At 44.9% G+C, this 20,772-nt stretch carries 15 protein-coding genes; 2 read left to right on the plus strand and 13 right to left on the minus strand.

Translation table 11 applies throughout. The features are described from left to right. Positions 1-325 precede the first annotated feature (325 nt). The 4 genes from cydC to FFM77_RS09220 form a co-directional block, all read right to left on the minus strand. Positions 326-2,068, minus strand: a complete 1,743-nt coding sequence (cydC, locus tag FFM77_RS09205) for a thiol reductant ABC exporter subunit CydC (RefSeq protein ID WP_137635481.1) — start codon at positions 2,066-2,068, stop codon at positions 326-328. Then, positions 2,068-3,801: a thiol reductant ABC exporter subunit CydD gene (cydD, locus tag FFM77_RS09210; RefSeq protein WP_137635482.1), complete on the minus strand. Its 1,734-nt coding sequence runs from the start codon at positions 3,799-3,801 to the stop codon at positions 2,068-2,070. The genes cydC and cydD overlap by 1 nt, the downstream gene beginning before the upstream one ends. Positions 3,802-3,920: 119 nt before the next feature. Beyond that, positions 3,921-4,916: a cytochrome d ubiquinol oxidase subunit II gene (cydB, locus tag FFM77_RS09215; RefSeq protein ID WP_137635483.1), complete on the minus strand. Its 996-nt coding sequence runs from the start codon at positions 4,914-4,916 to the stop codon at positions 3,921-3,923. Then, on the minus strand, positions 4,909-6,336 hold the full coding sequence (locus FFM77_RS09220; RefSeq protein ID WP_137635484.1) for a cytochrome ubiquinol oxidase subunit I: 1,428 nt from the start codon (positions 6,334-6,336) through the stop codon (positions 4,909-4,911). The genes cydB and FFM77_RS09220 overlap by 8 nt, the downstream gene beginning before the upstream one ends. Before the next feature lie 234 nt (positions 6,337-6,570). Here FFM77_RS09220 and FFM77_RS09225 point away from each other — a divergent pair, with 234 nt between their 5' ends. Then, positions 6,571-6,747 (plus strand): DUF2187 domain-containing protein, encoded by a 177-nt coding sequence (locus FFM77_RS09225; RefSeq protein WP_137635485.1) that lies wholly within the window; start codon positions 6,571-6,573, stop codon positions 6,745-6,747. Positions 6,748-7,591: 844 nt separating this feature from the next. On the opposite strand, the gene FFM77_RS09230 is transcribed toward FFM77_RS09225, so the two are convergent. From FFM77_RS09230 to FFM77_RS09245, 4 genes are all read right to left on the minus strand, one after another. Next, positions 7,592-8,182 (minus strand): ECF transporter S component, encoded by a 591-nt coding sequence (locus FFM77_RS09230; protein ID WP_137635486.1) that lies wholly within the window; start codon positions 8,180-8,182, stop codon positions 7,592-7,594. Between the two features lie 189 nt (positions 8,183-8,371). Continuing rightward, positions 8,372-9,796 (minus strand): amino acid permease, encoded by a 1,425-nt coding sequence (locus FFM77_RS09235; RefSeq protein ID WP_137635487.1) that lies wholly within the window; start codon positions 9,794-9,796, stop codon positions 8,372-8,374. Between the two features lie 249 nt (positions 9,797-10,045). Further along, on the minus strand, positions 10,046-11,017 hold the full coding sequence (locus FFM77_RS09240; protein ID WP_137635488.1) for an AEC family transporter: 972 nt from the start codon (positions 11,015-11,017) through the stop codon (positions 10,046-10,048). A 472-nt stretch (positions 11,018-11,489) separates the two neighbouring features. Then, positions 11,490-13,154: a malolactic enzyme gene (locus FFM77_RS09245; protein ID WP_223876814.1), complete on the minus strand. Its 1,665-nt coding sequence runs from the start codon at positions 13,152-13,154 to the stop codon at positions 11,490-11,492. Between the two features lie 185 nt (positions 13,155-13,339). Here FFM77_RS09245 and FFM77_RS09250 point away from each other — a divergent pair, with 185 nt between their 5' ends. Beyond that, positions 13,340-14,218 carry a LysR substrate-binding domain-containing protein gene (locus FFM77_RS09250; protein WP_137635490.1) on the plus strand — a complete coding sequence of 293 codons (879 nt, stop codon included), beginning with the start codon at positions 13,340-13,342 and terminating at the stop codon, positions 14,216-14,218. Between the two features lie 450 nt (positions 14,219-14,668). On the opposite strand, the gene larE is transcribed toward FFM77_RS09250, so the two are convergent. From larE to FFM77_RS09275, 5 genes are all read right to left on the minus strand, one after another. Next, positions 14,669-15,490 (minus strand): ATP-dependent sacrificial sulfur transferase LarE, encoded by an 822-nt coding sequence (larE, locus tag FFM77_RS09255; RefSeq protein ID WP_137635491.1) that lies wholly within the window; start codon positions 15,488-15,490, stop codon positions 14,669-14,671. Positions 15,491-15,514: 24 nt separating this feature from the next. Beyond that, on the minus strand, positions 15,515-16,783 hold the full coding sequence (locus FFM77_RS09260) for a lactate racemase domain-containing protein (RefSeq protein WP_137635492.1): 1,269 nt from the start codon (positions 16,781-16,783) through the stop codon (positions 15,515-15,517). A 49-nt stretch (positions 16,784-16,832) separates the two neighbouring features. Further along, entirely contained in the window at positions 16,833-17,723 is an 891-nt protein-coding gene (locus FFM77_RS09265) for a LysR family transcriptional regulator (protein ID WP_137635493.1), read from the minus strand. A 160-nt stretch (positions 17,724-17,883) separates the two neighbouring features. After that, the gene (locus FFM77_RS09270; RefSeq protein ID WP_137635494.1) at positions 17,884-19,302 is read right to left on the minus strand and encodes an anion permease; all 1,419 of its coding nucleotides are present in this window, start codon (positions 19,300-19,302) and stop codon (positions 17,884-17,886) included. A 27-nt stretch (positions 19,303-19,329) separates the two neighbouring features. Next, on the minus strand, positions 19,330-20,724 hold the full coding sequence (locus tag FFM77_RS09275) for a flavocytochrome c (RefSeq protein WP_137635495.1): 1,395 nt from the start codon (positions 20,722-20,724) through the stop codon (positions 19,330-19,332). Positions 20,725-20,772: the final 48 nt, after the last annotated feature.

A 20,772-nucleotide genomic window follows, 5' to 3' on the forward strand; every position in this document is an offset into this window, starting at 1 on the left:
TTATTCTTTAGAATAAACAAATAGTTATTGCCAGTATTTATCACTAACACACAAAGTGCCAGCGACTCTCAAATTAAGTCGCTGGCACTTTTGATATCGAAAGACGCTTGATTAGTTAAAATTGCCGCCTGCCGGTTAATTAACGCCGGGCTGGCTATAATTGGCTCAGTGGTGTCGTTTATCTAAGTAGGTGATTTTCCCCCCAGCTTTCGAGACCACACTATGGCTGGAAAACGTGGTCACCATGTTCCAGCCGATTCTGGCCCAACCAGAGTGGCAAGTTAATCCAACCAGCACTAAGCATATTAACTTTAAACAGTCTGGCTCACTCTTGCCCCTGATCCAAGTCATACAACCGTTTAAACCGTGGGGCACTCGCGTATAGTTCTTGCGGGGTACCCGCCATATCGAACTGCCCATCTTCCAAGAAACGGACTTGATCAACATAGTTAATCCCAGCTAAATGATGTGTGACCCATAGAATCGTCTTATCTTGTAAGACTTTAAACACCGTCGCCAATAAATGCGCTTCTGTGATGGGGTCTAAACTAACAGTAGGCTCATCCAAAATAATTATCGGCGCATCCTGCAATAGAATTCGCGCCAGCGCTAACCGTTGCCGTTCGCCACCGGAAAAGCGCGCACCGCCTTCTTCAACTACTGTCTCATAACCATCCGGCAACGAGTCAATCAGATGATCTAATTCAACCGCCTTTAGCGCCGCCTTCACTTGGTCATCCGTCGCCTTCAAATTCCCCATCCGCACATTATTCATGATGGTCGTATTAAACAAATACGGCTGCTGATCCAAAACACCAAATAACTGAGCCCGCTCATTTTGCAAACGGGCAATCGGAATATCGTTCAATTGCACGGAACCACCATTCGGTTGTAAGTCACCTAAAATAAGTTTCAATAACGTACTTTTCCCAGTACCAGAAGGTCCCAGTAAAGCAACCTTTTCACCAGCTTTTAGCGTCAGGCTTAGTTGCTTAAAAATGGGACGCGTCCCCTCTGGATACGTAAATTCAAGATTAGCCACTTGTAACTGATTAAACGGTTCCGTTAAGACAGTTTGATCCCGCTGATCCGTTGGCGTGGTGTCCAACTGGTTCACCCGCACGATTGACCGTTGATAACTTGGCCATTCGCTGACCCCTTGGCTGACCGATTGAAAGGCATCGACTAACGGAAAGACGGATAAGACAAAGGCCGCAATCCAATTGGCATTAGCATCGTTTTGCGTCCAAGCAAAGCTACTCCAAATAATGAGGGCCAGACAAATCACACCAAAAATAATCTGGATGGTAAAATCACGCCACCACTGAAATTGGTGATCAGCCCGCCGCAAACTAGAAATTTGATCAATCGGCGCCGTCTGACGGTCATTAAAATCTTGTTGCCGACCAGAGATCAACCAATCACCTAAGCCCATCACCGCATCCGTCAGTTGCGTATAAAAGGTCTGCTGAATCTGACGACTGCGAGTTTCACGGGCACCGTTCACTAGTACCGATAATAACGGCATCACGATCACAATGAGACCTAACATCAGTAGCATCAACAACCCGAACCACCAACTAAAGACCCCCAGTGCTAACACGATCAACACATACATCATGAGGGCAATCACGGTTGGAAAAACCGTCCGTAAATAGAGATTTTCAATATGGTCAATGTCGTCAGCTAATAGGCTTAACACATCGCCAGTTTGAAAATTTTGCCGAATCGCGACCGCTTGCTTTTCAACGGCTTGATAGAGCTTTTTACGAAAGTCAGACACAATCCGTAAGACCCAATTATGACTGGTGATCCGTTCCGCATAACGAAACGCTGGTCGCCCAATCCCAAAGGCCCGTGTCAAGACAATCGGCACGTAGATCATCAGAATATTATACGGATGACGTGCCGCTTTACTAATCAAATACCCCGAGTTAAACATCAACGCTGACCCGCAGAAAAAGGTCATTAACCCAAGAAATAACGTCAATGCTAACAACTTTTTATACTTGCGTAAGTACGGCATCACCCAAGTATCACGTTTAAAGGTTGCAAAAAAGTTTTTCATTAGATGGCACCTACCATTTCATCCCGTAACCGGACGTACGCCCCATCCGCCGCGGCTAGTTGTGCCGGCGTCCCTTGCTCAACAATCCGGCCGTGGTCCATGACGAGGACATAATCCATTTGGTTGATCCAGTGCAAACGATGCGTTGCAAAGAAGACTAAGTGATCTTTAAACACCGGTAAAATCGTTTGCTTTAACTCCGCTTCCGTTTCAATATCTAGATGAGCAGTCGGTTCATCAAACAACAAAATACGCCGCGAACTATCTAAGAATGCCCGCGCTAACGCAATTCGTTGGGCTTGACCACCACTAACGCCCCGTGCACCTTCACCAATTTTGGTTGCTAACCCATCCGGTAACGTTTTAATCCAGTCGGTTAAACCCGCCTTTTCTGCGGCCGCCCCAATCGCACTGAGGCCCGCATTTGGTTGATAAAAGGCAATATTTTCTGCCAAACTCGCATGGAACAAATAAGGGTTTTGCGGAATATAAAAGAAACTTTGTTGCCAAGCAATCTGATTCAAGTGCGTTACCGCCTGACCATTCACCGTCAAGGACCCTTGATTAGCGGTCGGCGTCAAAAAGCCTCCTAATAAGTTGATTAAGGTCGACTTACCGGAACCAGAAGCCCCGATAATGCCAATCCGTTGGTAACCTTTTGCTTGCAGCTTAAGCGTACTAAGCGCTGGTTGCTTGCCATCATAGCTGAAGTTAATATTTTGTAAGCTTAACGTACTATCTGCTTGCCAATTTAACGGCTGCGTGCCTAATTGATCACGTTGTGTGGCCACGGGTAAGGCCAACATTTTTTGAACCGCCGCAAAGGCATTCTTCCCGTTTAACGTGGCATGGTAATCACTCGCAAACGTCCGTAAAGGCAAAAAATAATCTGGTGATAGGACTAAGATCACTAACGCTGGTAATAAGGTAATCGTCCCATCAATTAAGCCAAAACCCAAGAAGACCGCCACAACCGCGATCGAAAGCGTCGTAAAGAAATCCAAGGCAAACGTTGATAGCATGGCAATCTTAATCACCGCTAACGTCTGCTTCCGATAGCCTTCACTCACTTGATACACATTGTTGGCGTACTGCCGGCTGAGTCCTAATTGTTTCAACGTGGGCAGGCCGCGCAACGTGTCGACAAAGTGATTCGATAACCGTTGATAACCAACGTATTGTTTGTCAGCTTTAGCTTGGGCCGCGTAACCCAAAATAATCATAAACACAATAATTAACGGAAAAATAGCTAATAAGAATAACGCTTCACGCCACCGTAGCCAGGCAATATAAATTAAAATCACCCACGGAATCACCATCATATCGATAACTTTAATGACGACGAGCATCAAATACGTCTGAACCTTATCGATGCCTTCCAAAGCTGTAGTGACCACATTCCCCGTCCCAGTCTTGGCGACATAACTTGGTCCTAGCCGATATAATTTTTGCATCACTTGTCGGCGTAAATCGCCAGTCGTCTTTTCAACCACTGGATACATCAGCCGATTCTTGATGACGACTAATAACTGCCGCCCAGTCCAAGCCACGGCAAAGATCAGCATCGGCTGCAGAATAGTCCCCAGTTGCTGCAAATGCCACAAGCCAACGATTGCTACGGACATGAACTGTGCTTGAATAATAATAAAAATACCTTCAACGACCGCTAGTAAGGCTAAAATCACCGCTAAGCGCCGCATTCCTGGCAATTTGAATAATGCTGGATCAAACATAACTGTCCCCTCCCCACCTGATATCACAAAAAAGCCGTGACCTGGCACCGGCCAAGTCACGACCACTTTCGGGCTTATTTAATTAAATTGTACCATTGATTCCGTATTTGGTAGCGGTTTTATGACGCAACTCGCTTATAAAAGACCCAATAACTCCAAATGAAGTAAATCAGCATAATCGGCAACGTCGTCAAGGCGATAATCGTCATCAGATGTAACGTGTATGGCGAGTTCGAAGCGTTTTTGATTAAGATACTGTTGGCAGCATTATTCGCCACCATCACCCGTGGGAACAAGCCATTGAACAACAAGATGACCACATCAATTAAGGACAAGCCGCTACTAATAAATGACAGCCATTCGTGGTTACTGTAAACACCCCAAGTGGCAAGCACCGTTAAGAGGACCAGCGCAACCACGATAATCAACGTTGAAATTGGCTTTTTATCGAAGAAGTCGGTGCTGAAGAACAACAAAATGGCAAACAAGACTTCACCAGCAAATAGGAGCCAGTACAGTGGTTTAGCCCATTTCAAAGCACGTTCCCGCAACGCCCCGGTCGTCTTTAACCGGACAAAGTTCAAGCCGTGCAAGTAGCAGAGTAAGGTCACCGCCACCCCACCAACGAGTGAGAATAAGTTCACATAGTCGGTAAAGTGCGCTGAAATATCTCCATGCGCGTTAATTGGCATCCCTTTGACCATCGCAGTAAACAACATGCCAAAGAGAAACGCTGCGAAGAAACTTCCTAAGGCCGCGGCCCATTCCCAGAAGTTCCGCCCACGTTCACTTTCCATCCGACTACGGAATTCAAAAGAAACACCTCGCATAATCAAGGCGACTAAAATCAAGAGTAGGATCAGATAAAAGCCGGAGAATAGGGACGCGTACCACATTGGAAACGAGGCAAACATTGCCCCGCCAGCCGTAATCAGCCAAACTTCATTAGCATCCCAATGCGGGCCAATGGTATGAATCACTGCATCACGTTCCGACCGCGTTTGCGCCAAAGTCTTAATCGACATCCCGACCCCAAAGTCAAACCCTTCTAGGAAGAAGAAGCCGCTGAATAAAACACCGATTAAAATAAACCATAAGAATTGTAAGTTACTCATGATCGAACGCCCCCTTACCATATGGGTCATACGGTGCATCATCTTTCGCTTGTAACAAATCATCTGGACCATAATGCAAGACCCGTTTGGACAAGACGATCATCACGATGCCTAAACCACTGAACAAGCAGAAGTAGACAATATTTGAGATTAATAATGATGCGACACTAACATTCGGCGAAACGGCATCGGCAATCGTCAATAGCCCATAGACGACCCAAGGATACCGCCCCAGTTCGGTAATAAACCAGCCGGCCGTATTCGCCGCAAATGGTAAGAACGTGCAAATTCCTAAGACCCATAAGAACCAGCGCTGCCGCATGATTAAGTCACTGCCGGCGCGATTAAAGAATAACCCGATAATCGCAATTAAGGCAAACAACCCACCAGAAATGGCCATGACCCGGAAACTCCAGAATAACGTCTTGGTTGGGACATAATAGTTCATATTCTTGCCAAACTTCTTATCATATTTCGCATGTAATTCTTTATTGATGGCATTTTGACCCTTAACGTTCCCAGATAACTTGTGATAACTTAAGATATCCAAGACATAAGGCATCTCAATTGACCAGTTCGTCTTATGATTCTTAGTATCTATCCCAGACACAATCGCCCAAGCCGCTGGTGACCCAGAGTCTTTGTATAACCCTTCAGTCGCCGCAAACTTCATCGGTTGTTCTTTAATAATGTAACGCGTTTGGACATCACCCATACCAACCACGCCGATTGTAGCCAACAAACCAATGATCAGACTGACCTTAAGTGATTTACGGAAGAATTCTGGATTGCGCTTCTTAAGCAAACCAAACGCGGCCATCCCGGCAACCACAAAGGAACCGGTGACAAATGCCCCAAATAAAACGTGCGGTAACTCATACCATAATTGCGGATTCTTAATAACTGCGGCAAAACTGGTCATCTGCGCACGACCGGTTTTGGCATTGATCATGAAACCGACTGGATTTTGCATAAAACTATTGGCTGCCAAAATCCACATGGCTGAAATCATCGTCCCAATGGAAGTTAACCAAATAAACGCACAGTGAATACCAGCACTAAACCGGTCCCAGCCAAACATCCATAAGCCGATAAACGTGGATTCCATAAAGAACGCAACTAACGCTTCAATCGCTAATGGCGCCCCAAAAATGTCACCCATAAAACGTGAGTACTCCGACCAGTTCATCCCGAACTGGAATTCCTGAATAATCCCGGTTACAACCCCAACGGCAAAACTAAGTAAGAAAATCCGTCCCCAGAATTGTGCCATATGTTTGTACAATTGATCCTTTTTAATAACATAGAGCGTTTCCATAATGGCTACGACTAATGCTAAACCAATTGATAATGGCACAAAGAAGAAATGAAACACCGTCGTCATCGCAAATTGAAAGCGGGCTAAGGATAAAATACTCATCGTAATCCCCCCTTTATTTTAACTGTTACGTCCACCTACGTAAGCGTAAACATTTAAGTCACCTTTATCATATCAAGCGATAAGTGAAAATTCAATCAAACCCAACTTTTATTAGTAAAATAGTCAAGGGTGCTAATTTTCAAGCCTAGTTTTATCCCCGTTTTCAGTTTGTTAGTTGACATTTTGCTAATCCGTGCTATATTAACGACATTATACAGAAATGAGGCCAAACCAATGGAAATCGGAACTAAAGTGACATTTAAGCTTGAGGGCCAGACCATGACCGGCACAATTGCGAAGGCCTACACGAACTCGTACTTGATTGAGTTTACCAGTACAGATCCAGAAATCGTTGATAAGTATCATGATAAAGTGATTATTAGTCAGAAGAAAGTTACTGAAGTTAAGTAATTGAGCGAATTAATCCGACTCTCCAGCAGTTTACAATCTGCTTGGGAGCCGGATTTTTTAGTTAGTGCTTGTTTATCCGTCTCCGTTGAACAAGCTATAGAATACGCTGGGTGCTAGTTAAAATTGCCGCTTGCCGGTTGGTTCCTAAAATGCTGGAACGCCATGGGCCATTTTGAAGCCAAAGCTCGGTCTTCAAAACTGGCCTTGGCCTAAGTATGAGCAGACCACTCACACTAAGGCCAACGACACGGCTGAGCATTTTAGGAACCAACCTCTCGGCTAAATTTATGGTCAACAATAGATAGTCATTAATTCACGTTAATTAACATTGGGCGGACCAGAATTGGCTCAGTGGTGTCGTTTATCTTGGTCGGTGATTTTCCGACTTAGATAAAGCCAGGCTTTCAAGACAACCCTTTGGCTCGAAAACGTGGCCACCTCGTTCCAGCCAACGCTGGGACAATCAGAGTGGCAACCCACATCCAACTAACACCAAACGTAGTACCTACTTTCACCACGTCAAGTTGTAATCTGAAACTACAGCTTTCTAATGAACAACACATTTGAGCGCTGGATATGGGTTAAAGTTACCTGTTACTGGTCACAATGAATTAACGTTAATTTATAACTACCTGTTAATTAACGTCGGGCGGACCAGAATTGGCTCAGTGGTGTCGTTTCACTTAGTCGGTGGTTTTCCGGCTTAGTGAAAGCCCGGCTTTCGAGACCGCACTATGGCTCGAAAACGCGGCCACCACGTTCCAGCCGATTCTGGTCCAACCAGAGCGGCAATTAACCATCTACTAAAAAACGATCACTCCAATTAAGGAATGATCGTTTTACACTAACGATGGCGCTGTTTAAATCGTAGTAATGGCGTCCCAATTAGCGGTGTGACGATTCCCGCTAGAATTGCTTCGGGAATCCCGTTCGTGCCGACAATGGTCAATAAATACGGCATTAACTTTGATAGGTCGATCTGATAAAATCCGGCCGCGGCATTGCGGTAAAGCAAACCAATCAAACCGAGCACTAAAATCGTATTCACTAATGACCCGGCGACAGCCGCAATCGCCATCCCAACTGCTGGATGTTGCCGCTTAGCCCAACCGGCAAAAATAATCCCGGCAACGACTCCGACCAAGATTCGTGGCAACACAGACACTAAGGGGTTGGTGAAAACAATCGGTGCTAATGGACTAGTTGGTGCCGTAAATGCACGAATCCAGTCGATTAAGCCCCAAATACCACCGATAATTGCCCCGTCTTTGGGACCCAGAATCACTGCCGCAATAATGACCGTGATATGAATCGTCGTAATACTGAGTCCTGGTAAGGGAATATAGCCAAATAATGGCACCACATTTTGAATAATCACAATGGCCGTTAAGACCGCTAAGACACTAATTTGATAGGCGTTGGATTTTCGTTGCATCCTTAACGTCCTTCCTCTCTCCGGTTTTGCGGCTGGGGTCACCGCCAGACAGTACTACAATCAGTCAAATCAAGCCAGACTTAACTAACCGCGGTCCTGCCTCCTGATCAAGTTAGCAAGTCGACTAACTTAACTTGCTCTTATTTTACCAAAAAAACGTGCCAGCAACCGCCGACACGCTTAAAAAAATTATTTAGTTTCTTGTTCACGCAAACTTTCACGAATCCGTGAATGCCGATAGCCATAAATAAAGTAAATGATAATCCCGAGCGTAATCCAAATGGCAAACATCTTCCAAGTAAATACTTGTAGATTAATCATCAAGTAAGCACAGGCTAAAAATGACACAATTGGCAACACTGGGAAGAATGGCACTTTAAACGAACTTTCAATCTGTTGTAAGGTTTCGTGCTTCCGTAAAAAGATAACCCCGATTGAGACCATTGCAAAAGCAAACAACGTCCCAATGTTAACTAATTCGGCAATCTTATCCAATGGAATCACCGCCGCAAAAACACTTGAAATAATCCCAAAGATCCAAGTACTGCGAACCGGCACTTTCGTATGGGGATTTAATTTGCGGAACGTCTTGGGCAATAAGCCATCCCGACTAATCGCAAATAACAACCGGGTCCCACCATATAGCATGACGATTAACACCGTGGTCATCCCGACAACTGCCCCTAAGGAGACAATTCCGGCAGCCCAGTTTTGATGAATCAAGGCTAACGCATACGCAACTGGGTCAGCAACGTTTAGCTTCGTATAATAAACAACCCCGACTAAGACAACGGACATCGCAATATACAAGATCGACGCCACAATCAGTGACCCGATAATCCCAATCGGCATATCATGCTTAGGATTCTTCACTTCTTCTGAGGCTGTTGACACGGCATCAAATCCGATGTAAGCATAGAAAGCTAGCGACGCCCCTTTGACTAGCCCATGCACCCCATGCGGCATGAATGGGTGGAAGTTGGCTGGTTTCACGAAGAAAATGGCTACCCCAATAAACAAGGCAATGACCAAGATCTTCACCACGACCATGATGGAGTTGACTCGCGTTGATTCTTGAACCCCACCGACTAACAATAATGAAATGGCTAAAACCACAATAAAGGCAATTAAATTAAAGCCGGCATGCGGTGCGCCGGCTGTCCCGGCTGCCGCAGACAAAAAGGCCGGCAATTTGATTCCAAACCCACTCAATAGATTCTGAAAGTATGACGACCAACTAACCGCCACGGACGATACTGAAAAGAGATATTCAGAGATCAAGGCCCAACCGAGAATCCACGCTAAGAATTCACCGAACACGGTGTAAACATACGTGTAGGCACTCCCTGCTAAGGGAATCGTTGATGAAAATTCCGCATAACACAAGGCGGCTAATGAACAAACTACCGCTGCAATCACAAAGGATAGCATGGCAGCCGGGCCCGCATACTTCGCAGCAATGATCCCAGGCATAATGAAAATCCCAGAACCTACGATCGCACCGACCCCCATCATTGTTAAACTGAAGGCATCGAGGGTCTTGGCCAACCCGCTCTTATTAAAATTAGCCGGACTGACTGGTTTTTTTACCAGTAATCGTCGTGATTCTTTCATATTCACCATTGCCTCCTAATTGAATTCTTATTAATATAACGATATTAATTTTATTGATTTTCACATAAATAGTCAAGGATTTCTTTAATATTTTTAACAACAAGGAGCCTAATCACTGTCAAAGCACGACTTTCATAGCTTAGTTATTTTACACAAAGAAAGCGATACTAACCGTTTTCAAAATTAAAAAAAGACGCTGATTCTAAGAATCGGCGTCTTTTTTAATACTATTTTAATTTTAATCGTGTCCTAGATAAATTGAATCAACGACATTAAGATTGGCACCACGACGATGAATAAGACCGTACTGGTCGTCACCACGTTTGTCGCGTATTCAACATCCCCATGCGCTTCGTTAGCCAAGATTGGCAAGACAGCCAACATTGGGGTTGCGGATTGCACAATCAACGTTTGTGAGGCCATCGTTGGGAAGCTGGCACCAAAGTTGCCGGCAACCATCAAGACCGCAATCATGATCGCAGGTGACAAGATGAACCGACCTACTAATGCCACAATCGTATCGCGATCAAAACGGATACTCTTCAAACCAGCATCGGCTAAGACAATCCCAATATAGATTAAGGATAATGGGGTGACCAAGTTACCGACGTAAGTTAACGTAGAGTTCACAAAAGAAATTTTCAAGATTGGAATATTCAATAGTAGGAAGATCAAAGCGACCAAAAACCCAACTAATGGCATTGGAATCACTTTCTTCCAGTCAATCTTGTTATGCGTCTGCTCCTTTGACTTAGTCGGATCATCATTTGAAATCAAGAAGACCCCAAATGCCCAAGTCGAAACGGTATTCACAATATAATAAACCAAGAAGTACGTCATACTCTTGTCACCGAACAAGGCAATGTTCAAAGGCAACCCAATAAAGATTGTATTGGCGTTGACCATCGCATTGATAAAGATCCCCTTACGCCCGGGTTTAATATGCATCAACTTAACTAACGCAAAGGCAATCAAATATCCGATGATGACGGCCAGAAAAGCATACGCCAGGTAACCGGAAAATGAGACCAATTGGCCACGCGTTAAGCGACTTAATACTGAAACGAAGATTGACGCTGGCAAGGCAATGTTCTTAATAAATTTCGAAATCGTCCCACCAAATTTATCGTCAAACCAGCCCGTCCGTCGTAATACATATCCTAAAATCATGATCAAAACGACCACGAGGACACTTTGAATTGAATTCCATAAAACAGCCATAAGTTTTTAGTCCCTACTTCCTACAATTTTTTCTCTCTTTAATGCTTGAAGTTAGTTGTTAGTGCCGCCTGCCGGTTGGGGCCTAAAACGCTGGAACGCCATGGACCATTTTGAAGCCAAAGGGCGGTCTTCAAAACTGGCCTTGACCTAAGACCGGGAAAATCACCCGCTCTAAGGCCAACGACATGGCTGAGCATTTTAGGCCCCAACCTCTCGGCTAAACTAGTCGCTGTTAATAAATATTGACTAGTTTATAGCTAATACTTAAACAGTCTAACCTAATCCATCATTCTCTATAACGTGTTGCACGCTCTCTCTAAAAACGCGACCACTATATTGATTTGTTGCAATTTTATTGCTTACAATTTAGCTAGTAAGCTAATGACCAAAATATGCGATGAACCCCCATGTTTAGGGTCATTAACATAAGCATATTTTGGCGATCAACTTAGGCGGTAACTATCTTACCAACTTATTTATACTCAGGAACCCACTTCATGTCAGCAACAGCTTGCTTAGCACTAGTAATTGGTTCTTTGTTTAACTTTTGGTCGATAACACTTTGGGCCACGACTTCGGCTAACGTTTGTGAAAATTCAGTAATCTTTGAAACTGGTGGTAAAACGGCCGCACCAGGCTTGCTCGTATCAACGATACCGCCTAAAGCATGGCAAGCAGCAGATAGCGTTTCTGCATTCAAGACTTTGGCTGTTGCCGCAATCAACCCGAAGCCTAAACCAGGGTACATCAAGGCATTGTTCCCTTGACCGATTTGGTAAGTGACACCCTTGTATTCAACATCATCCGCAGGAATCCCAGTTGCAACCAAGGCCCGGCCATCCGTCCACTTGATTAAGTCTTCAGCTTTGGCTTCAGCCAATTTCGTTGGATTGGATAATGGGAAGATGATTGGCCGATCAGTATGGGCCGCCATTTCCTTAATGATGCTTTCGGTAAAGGTCCCTGGTTGAGTAGATGTCCCAATCATGACCGTTGGGTGAACTGCTTTAACAACAGCTTCTAAGTTCGTCAATTCATCAGCATTGCTGAATTCACTGCGTTGACGTGTGAAGGCTTTTTGGGCTGGCGTTAAGTCTTCAGTGTCATCGAACAACAAGCCTTGCTTATCAACAGCATAGAAGTGTTGCTTGGCTTCAGCTTCCGTCAAACCAGCTTGCATGAGTTCATCCATGATTTGGTTCGCAATCCCCATGCCGGCAGTCCCAGCGCCAAAGGATAGGATTTTTTGATCCTTGATACTTTCCTTAGAAATGTTCAAAGCCCCTAAAATCCCAGCTAAAACAACCATCCCAGTACCCTGAATATCATCATTGAAGGTCGCAATCTTGTCTTTGTATTGATCTAAGATCACTTGCGCGTTTGAACGGCCGAAGTCTTCCCAATGTAATAATGATTCTGGGAATAACTTTTGTTCTGCCGCCACAAATTTATCGATAGTTTCATAATAACGGTCGCCATAAATCCGCTTGTGACGATTGCCTAGATACAACGGATCATCAAGTAATTTTTGATTGTTGGTCCCAGCATCGATGCTAACTGGTAAGACTTGTGACGGGTCAATCCCGGCAGCGGCCGTGTAGACCATTAGCTTACCAACAGCGATATCAACACCATTGACACCCCAGTCACCCATTCCTAAGATCCCTTCAGCGTCAGTCACAACGACTAACCGAATGTCACGGCCAGTAGCTGCGTTCTTCAAAGTCGCTTCAATATCTTCAGGTGCATCAACCGAAACAAAGGCCGCATTTTGTGGATCTAAGAACAATTCGTTATATTGTTCGATTGAATCAGCGACGACTGGATCGTACACGATTGGCATAAATTCAACCACGTGTTGATCCATCAAGTGGTAGAACAACGTCCGGTTTTCATTGAACAAGTTCATTAAAAAGATCCGTTTTTCTAAACGTGTCGCCTTACTTTGAAATTGGGCATACGCTTGGGTTGTTTGTTCTTCAATCGTTTGAACTTGGCTAGGTAATGTCCCGATTAAACCTAACGCTTGGCGTTCAGCCTTAGTAAAGGCCGTCCCTTTGTTTAAGAACGGGTTATTTAAAATTTGGTCTGCAGTTTTCGTCATTACTAATTCCTCCGTTTGGGTTAGTTTAACTATTGAATTAACTAATTTGGTAAGCTGCGATTATTAGATTAACGAATCCGTTCATCGCAATCAACAATCTGCGCTCATCAATTTACATTTAACACCTTAAACCCGCTCAATTATTATAGTCAAGCTTGCCACCTACTATAAAAATATTTTATAATGTCAGTATAAACGTTGATCTAACAGGAGAAATTATGAATACAAAGGACTTAGCCTATTTCAAAGAATTAATTAATCAAAAAAACTTTTCAAAAGTAGCCGATTTTTTCGGCGTGAGTCAGCCAACTATCACCACGGCTATCAAACGATTGGAAACCGAATTCGGATCACAACTCATTATTCGTGACCGCGTTCATCATGAGTTAACAATCACTCAAAGCGGCCAGCAGCTGGCGGAACACGCCACTAGTATTTTGCGAGAATTGGATACCGCCCACCACGAAATCCAAAATCTCGTTCAGAATCAGATTGCATTAGGCTTGCCACCTATTATTGAAAACTACTATTTTCCAAAAATTGCAGCCCAACTTAAACAACAGCGACTCTTACGCCACATCTTAACGGTCGAAGGCGGCTCGGTCGACTTGCGCAAAGGGTTGCTAGATGGGCAGATGGACATGGCTTTATTAGGTTCCATCGAACCCCTCTCCTATCAGAACTTAATCGCCGATGAATTCGACCGCCATCCGTTCTACATTTACGTCGGTAAAACCCATCCGCTCGCTGATCGTAAACGGATCTTCTTCAGCGAACTACGACATGAAGACTTTGTCCTGTTCGAAAATAGTTTCGTGCATAACCAAGCCTTCAATAAACTCACCCGGCGGAACCACTTTCGCCCCGATGTCGTTTTTCGGTCCAACGACACGCATATTATTATGAAGTTAGTGGCACAAAACGTCGGTATCACTTATTTAACCGATATCGTCGATCAACAAGATGATGTCGTGCGACTGGAGTTGATGGATGAGGAACGGCCAGAATTCATCACCAGTATTGTCTATCGCACCACGCACATCCTAACGCCCGCTCAGCAGCAATTATTGGATATCATGCATCGCATTTTGGCTTAACACGATCCGTCTCCGTTGACCAAACGATTCGCTGTGGGGCAACCCTGAAGCCTAAAAACCAGTCTTCAGGGCGAATCATTTGGTCACTCCGACTATGTCTTATGAGACATAATCACTGTTAACTATCGTCAGTTTTCGGAAAATTTCATTAATACAAATAAGCACTCAAAATCGAATCAATCGATTTTGAGTGCTTATTTGTATTTCTACTCTCTGATCAAAGTTTTGACTTGTCTTAAAACCCATCTTATAATCACGGATTAATTAACGCCGGGCGGGCCAGCATTGGCTCAGTGGTGTCGTTTGACTTAGCCGGCGGTCTTCCGGGTTAGTCAAAGCCCGGCTTATGAGCCCGCCCTTCGGCTCATAAACGCGGCCACCACGTTCCAGCCAATGCTGGCCCAACCAGAGTGGCAAGTTTAGTCCAGCTCACTAGCAACAATCAAACCATTAAGCAAATTGTGCGATTTGTTCTGCTGACAATTGACTATTCATATGACCGCTGACAAAGCCACCCAGATCAATCGACACAAAATCAAAACCGTAAACTTTCAATTGATTATTGATACTGTCCCGCTTACTAATCAAAGCGGCAATATCTTCACTAGGCACTTCAATCCGCGCAGTTTGGTCCGTTGACCGTACCCGCACGATTGGAAACCCTTGGGTGCGTAAATACTTCTCAGCCCGTAAGACGCGGGTCAGCATAGCGGAGGTTAAGACCGTATCGTAAGGGAACCGTGAGGCAATACTACATGAGGACACCTTACTCCAATTTTTTAAACCGTTTGCTTGGGCTAGATCACGAACATCAGCCTTATAAAAACCAGCAATTTCTAAGGGACTCTTGGCCCCAGCCTCATCACGAGCCCGCATGCCTGGGCGATAGTCGTTTTCATCGTCCATAATCATGCCATCAAGCACGACATCGTAGCCGTGTTGTTGCTGCAACTCAGCTAAACGATTGTAAAATAATTGTTTAGCGTAATACCAGCTATCAGCCGTATTATGCTTAACGTGTGGTTCACTCAAATAATCTAAATCCGTCGTTTCGACTTGGGCGCCCATTTCATTGGCTAATGTAACGGCGGCAGTAAATTCATCGTCACTGAAGAATTCCGAATTCGCGACCACCGCTAAGACGTTGTCCTGACCTAGCACAGTAATGGCCATGTCTAAGACTAACGTACTGTCAATCCCACCTGAAAAACCAACAACCGCCGACTTGAAGCCTTGTAATGTTTTGACCAATTTTTGTTGTTTAGTTGTCATTTTGTTTTACTCCTCATCTTAGACTTAATTTTCGCTCGTAACGTTTACTTCGGGCACCGTCATTGAGCCTGCTGGCAAGACAATCACTGACGCTTGATCGCCTTTTTCGGCCAACGCATCGGCAAAAGCGACTTGTAGATCATGATAAGGTTTAAAATGCACATTTCGCATTTCCTCATCCGTTAAATCTGAGACCGCCCACGTCTGTGCCCAAGTATCGATCTGTGCCATTTTAGCTGCTTTATGATAACCGAGCTTCCAACTATGATGAATCTTCTTTAAGACATCTTCCGGATCTTTTTCCGAGCGCAATAAGTCGTAGAACGGTTTCGGCCCAATCCCAGTCCGGCATTTAGCCACGAGAATCAAGATACCGTTTTTATTCAAAGCTAACTTACCGTTATCCAAAGCTTTCTGTGATTGGTACAAATCCACATCCATCGGGTACGGCGCGGTTGAAATCACAATATCAGCCTTGCGCGGAATGACGACGCCATAGACTTCCTTGGCTTTATCAATCCCGGCATAAAATGACTTGCTCAAGTCCCCCGCTGTAACGGCGTAAATATCATGATGACTATCAAGGACCATTTCAATCGCAAAAATATTAATGCCACTCAAAACATGCATCGCATCCATCATATCTTCATGCACCGGATTGCCGTCTAACTTCAAAGCGCGAGCAGAATCTTGTAACGCTAAATAATGATTTTTTGAAATAGTTTCGTACGCGGCCACGCCTGGTAGGAATGACTTACGCCCGCCCGTATAACCGGCAAAGTAATGCGGTTCGATCGAACTAATCGGCACAACTTTATGGGCTTCGGCGACAATCTTATTCAGATACATCGGCGTCCCATTTTGTGAGTCACCCAAGTAACTCATCGGATCATTGTGGCAATCATGACAATGGACACGCTGTTGCCGCTTTAAATCTTCATAGATTTCATGGCCAAAAATAAAGTCATATTCTTCCGGCGTCGGTTCCCGATGAACGCCAGTAGCCACGATAAAATAAATGTTCTTATCTTTAATCATCGGATAGATATGTTGCAACACTTTCGCGGTCGGCGTTGGCCGCGTCCCATCATTCACAATGAAAACAACCCGTTCATCCGTGTCCATAAATTTTTCGAATGATTCATCAAAGAATGGTTGCTTTAAAGCCTGATCAATCGCTTCATTTTCATCGACTGAGGCAACCGGATTCGGATTAAACACGCCCACTAATTGTTGATCTGGCACGTCAATGTTAAACTGTTCACTTTTACCATACGGCACTTTTACCTTCACATTAATCGCGGCTTTCCTAATTTACTTATCTCAACAAGTGGCTACCCTGCTATTGCGCAGTGATATCCATTTTGACTAATTCTTCAATTAACTGTTGTTCCGTTTGCGTCGGCACATAACCAGTCCGCATCGCCACCGACACATTGAAGCTGGTTGGCAACGGATCATTGATCGCTAAGCGCACTACCCCATCATCGGAATTGACGATGTCGCGCACTAATAAGCCCACACCTAAGTTGGCATGCACGAGTCCTTTTTCCCAGGAAATATCCGGCGTACTATAGATAATCGGTGGATTAATTCCCGCATAGTCGCAATAAGCTCGAAAGGCCCCGGGATGCACAAACTTACCGGTTAACCCAATGAATTTCTCATTAGCGAGTTCTTTAAAGTCAATACTCGTGTGATCAGCCAAACGATGCTCCGGACTCACAATCACACAAAACGGCCGACTACCAAGATGAATCGCCGTAATGCCTGAGACTTCTAACGGCTTATACGAGCCTAATAACGCAATATCGATATCACCATGCTCTAATAACGTCAGCAACTCCCCGGAACCGGTCTCGGTAATCGCCAGTTGCGGCAAAAAGCCCTTATTCAAGAGTTCACCAGCAATATTGGTAAAATACATCGTCCCAATAATTGGCGGCAAACCGAAACGAATCTTAGGTTGTTTCGTACTGTCGATTTCGCGATGCGCCAAATCGATATTCTGCTGAATCAGCTGCGCATTTTTATATAACAATTGCCCGGCCCGGGTGATTTCAGTCCGTTGATGACTGCGGTCTTGGGCGACCAGCTTGGCTTGAAACTCTTTCTCCAACCGATGCACTGCTTGCGTGACAGCGGGTTGAGATACCTCAAACTGCTGGGCCACCAGCGTATAATTTTTATGTTCAACTAAGGCTCGAAAATAAGCCAAATCTCGCGTATTCATCATGCCCACTCATTTCTCTAATCGTTGGTCCGTTTAATTTCACCATTTAATCGACTAAAAGCCCCCAACAGATCAACACGCTTGACCGTTACGGGACTTTCAATCGGTCAAAATAAAGCTAATGACCAAACACTTTTCATTTAATGATGTTACGCCCAACTTACCACATGCCGAGTAGTTTCATCCATAGCGAACCGGCACCAATCCAAATGATAAAGTACACAATCCCTAAGATGGCATTCATCCGCCACCATTCATTCTGCGTTACATAGCCCGAACCAAATAAGATTGGTGCTGGACCGTTACTGTAATGCGTCGTGGAAGCAAACAAGTTACCAAAGAAACCAAGCATCAAAGCTGCGAGTAACCCCGGGACGTGGGCTGAAATAGCGACACCAAGAAAGGCACTATACATGGCACTAACATGCGCCGTGGAGCTGGCAAACAAGTAGTGACTGTAGAAGTAGGCCAAAATAATGACGACTAATACGATAATCCAGTTCAAACCACTCATGGCCCCAGCAATCGCTTTACTCAACCACGGAATAAATCCGGATTCGTTCAATTGCGTTGCCATCATGACCAAGACAGAGAACCAAGTTAAGGTGTTCCACGCACCGGTTTCCTTAGTAACATCTTGCCACGATAAGACCCCAGAAAGCAAGAGCAATGATAAGGCAATAAAGGCCGTCAAGGTGGCATCGATGCCCGTCATACTGCCAGTGACCCATAACACCAGCGCAATCACAAAGATCCCGCCCATGAACTTTTCTGGTACACTGATTTTACCCATTTCACTCAACTGTGATTCTGACCATTGCTTGGCATTCGGTGTTTCCTTAACTTCTGGCGGGAACATCTTGTAGATCAAGAATGGCACGACAATCAATGAAATAATCCCGGGCACTAATCCGCCTAAGAACCAGTTCATCCACGTAATGTGAATCCCCATCGTCTTCGCTAATGATTGTGCTAAGGGGTTCCCAGCCATAGCGGTTAAGAACATTGCTGACGTAATAATGTCCCCTTGAAATTCAGAATACATTAAGAATGAGCCGATTTTACGTTGGGTGCCTTTTTTCGGTGACGAGCCAAATGCTTCCGATAATGAATTAATGATCGGATACATAATCCCACCGGCTCGAGCCGTGTTACTTGGAGTGGCTGGTGCTAAGACCAGATCAACCCCAATTAGGGAATAGGCTAGGCCCAACGTGCGTTTCCCGAACAGCCGCACGAATTGCAAGGCCACCCGCCGACCAAGACCAGTTTTGATGAATCCCCGGGAGATGAAGAAGGCCATAACAATCAGCCAGATACTCCCATTCCCAAAACCAGCAATCGCTGTATCTAATGGGACTTGCTTCGTTAAAACCGCCACGGTGAAGCCTAAAATGGCCACCCCACCAATGGGTAATGGCTGCGTGATACAGCCAATAATCGTCGCCACAAAGATGGCAAACATATACCAGGCGCCTAACGATAACCCAGCTGGCCGCATCGGACCCATAAACCAGAGAATCAGCCCGACAACTATCGGAGCGATAAACTTCTTGTATTTTACTTTTTCCAGAGACATGGCGCCGCTTCCTTCTTTTTTACGAGTTTACTTTTGCAAATATTTGAAAACTTGTTGACCAGCTTGCCGACCGAAGATGACCGTTTCAGCAATTGAGTTGCCGCCAATCCGATTATTTCCGTGTAATCCGCCGACAACTTCCCCAGCTGCGAACAACCCGTTAATCACTTGTTTAGCTGGCGTCAAAACTTGGGTCAAATGGTTAATCGAGACTCCGCCCATCGTGTAATGGACAGCGGGCGCAATGTGGATTGAGAAGAATGGGGCTTTCACAATCGCCCGATCCATCCCAGTCGTCCGCTTAAAGTCAGCATCTTGATGACCATCCACCGCGGTATTCCACTTAGCAACTGCGGCAGTTAAGGTATCAGCATCCAAGCCAGTGGTTTGGGCTAATTCAGCGATTGTATCGGCGGTCTTAACCAACCCAATATGGTCATAGAACTCTACGGCCTTGACCCGATCGCGGATACCTTGATCAAAGATAAGGTAAGCCCCGGTACCGCCAAGCGCATCAATCGCTGCGGTCACGTTCTTCCGTGTATCCAATTCGTTTACAAAGCGGTCACCATTTTTATTAACTAAGATGGCCCCTTCACCCCGAACCGCTTCACCAATCAAATAAGCATGATCCGTATCTTGTTGCACCGTTGGATGAACTTGGACTTGATCCATATCGACTAAGTTAGCGCCAATTGTTTGGGCTAATTGAATCCCGTCACCAGTCGCACCCGGTTGGTTCGTGGTATTGTAGCCCTTTAAATCTTGACGGTATTTCGTCAATAAGGCTTGATTAGCCCCGAAACCACCAGTTGCCAAGACCACGGCACCAGCTTTGATTGTCTTTTCACCAGTCGCGGTGGTCACCTTAACCCCTGTCACAGTTTCATCCGCCGCTTGAATTAATTCGGTCACTTTTACATCGGTATATAATGGAATCTTTTCTTGAGCAACTTGTTTCAATAATTCGGTAACTAAGAACCCACCAATGGGCGCCATTGAACTTGGCCGATGGGTCCGCATCGTACTCATTCCGCCAGTAATCGTTAAGTCGTCCAAGATAATGTTATGGTCGGCTAACCAATCGATGGCTAAAGCACTGTGTTCAGTAAAGTATTTTAACAACTCAGTGTTATTCTTTTCGCCGCCACCCTTATACGTATCGGCATAAAAGTCTTCATAACTATCCACGATATGATGATTCAATTGCACTTCGGTCTCGGCGGCATTCATCCCGGAAGAAGCTCGATTCGTGTTCCCACCAATTTTTGGCATTTTTTCTAAAATAACGGGTTTCAAGCCAAGTTCATGGGCTTGCACGGCACTGGTCATCCCAGCGGCACCGGAACCAATGACAACGACATCGTATTGGTCGGCTAAAGTTGCTAAATCATTGGGTACAAAATGAAATTTTTCTGCCATCTTTAATTACCTCTCTTATTTAAACGCACAATTTCCAAAACATGCCTG

It is taken from the genome of Lactiplantibacillus songbeiensis, from assembly GCF_005405125.1.
GTDB lineage: Bacteria > Bacillota > Bacilli > Lactobacillales > Lactobacillaceae > Lactiplantibacillus > Lactiplantibacillus songbeiensis.